Below are 1,350 nucleotides of genomic sequence, written 5' to 3' on the forward strand. Positions count from 1 at the left end.
AAGCAACTGTTGCGACAATAGGAGCATAAGATGTCCGTCGTTCCCGTTCGTGGGCCGTCTACTGACAGACAAAGAATCGAGGGCTTTCACAAAGGCCTGGAAGCTAAAATACTTGCGCGAGCAGTGTTTTCCTCCATAACCGCTCAATCAAAAAGGCCACATGAACTTGTAATGAAGATAAATTTAACGCTTTTTGTATTTGATTTCTATCTAAGTAATTTGCTTCGTCTAACTTTTTGCTTTTAGCCCAACGACAAACATACTCACAAGCAGCTGTTGCGACAATAGGAGCATAAGCCTGAAATTTCGCTTCTGTAATAATGTCGTTTTGGCAACGCAAATACAATCGAAAAAAATGACCTTCCGTGCTTGTGGCAATTTCACCGTATCGCACTTTGGGATCATCTTTATCAAGCTTACCCGCATGCAGGTTTTCAAAAAAATAATGTAACACTTCTTTTGAATATTGCATCGTACTTTAAGCGACTAGTTTTGCCTTTACTGTTTCCCACACGGGAGACATTTTTCTCAAGCGATTGACTTGCTCCGTTATATGCTCGATAGCGCCATCCACTTCTTCTTGAGTGGTAAATCGACCAAAGCTAATACGAATGGAATTGTCTGCTTCTTCTCGAGTCAGCCCCATAGAAGTCAGCACATGAGATGGAAGAGGACTTGCGGAGTTGCACGCGGAGCCGCTAGAAATAGCTACTACGTTTCGAAGGCTAACCAGCAATGATTCACCTTCAACACCGTCAAAACGAATATTCAGACAGCCCGGGATCCGCGGAGCGTTTACACCGTTAACGTGGAGGCCCCCTAATTTCTCTAAGCCATTCCACAAACGATCGCTCAAGTAAGCAATGTGTTTGTTGTCGTATGTTAAACGCAATTTTGCCAATTCAAAGGCTTTTCCAATCCCTATGATTTGATGTGTCGCCAGGGTACCTGAACGTAATCCTTTCTCATGTCCACCACCGTGAATTAGAGGTTCAAGCCGCACGCGCGGTTTAGCACGCACATACAATGCGCCGATCCCTTTGGGTCCATAAATTTTATGCGCGGAAAAGGACATGAGATCTACAGAAACAGCTTGCAGATCGATGGGAATTTTCCCAGCGCTTTGCGCAGCATCTACATGGAATAATATTCCATGACGTCGAGTGATCTCACTAATCCCGTGGATGTCTTGAATGACACCAGTTTCATTATTGACATGCAAGATAGAAGCCAAAATGGTATCTGGACGAATAGCCGCTTCAAATTTTTCCAGATTGAGTAATCCGTTAGGCTCTGGCATTAAAGTGGTTATTTCAAATCCTGAAAACGCAAGGTGTACACAACTATCCA

General features: G+C 43.6%; 2 protein-coding genes. Both read right to left on the reverse strand.

Annotation, left to right across the window (positions count from 1 at the left end):
* Positions 1-103 precede the first annotated feature (103 nt).
* Positions 104-472, reverse strand: a complete 369-nt coding sequence (locus tag FIV31_RS08150) for an iron-sulfur cluster assembly scaffold protein (protein WP_280124416.1) — start codon at positions 470-472, stop codon at positions 104-106.
* A gap of 6 nt (positions 473-478) precedes the next feature.
* Positions 479-1,350, reverse strand: an 872-nt coding sequence (locus FIV31_RS08155) for an aminotransferase class V-fold PLP-dependent enzyme (RefSeq protein WP_280124417.1), incomplete at its 5' end; no start/stop codon positions are given.

This window comes from Coxiella endosymbiont of Ornithodoros amblus (assembly GCF_019425495.1).
Classification (GTDB): domain Bacteria; phylum Pseudomonadota; class Gammaproteobacteria; order Coxiellales; family Coxiellaceae; genus Coxiella.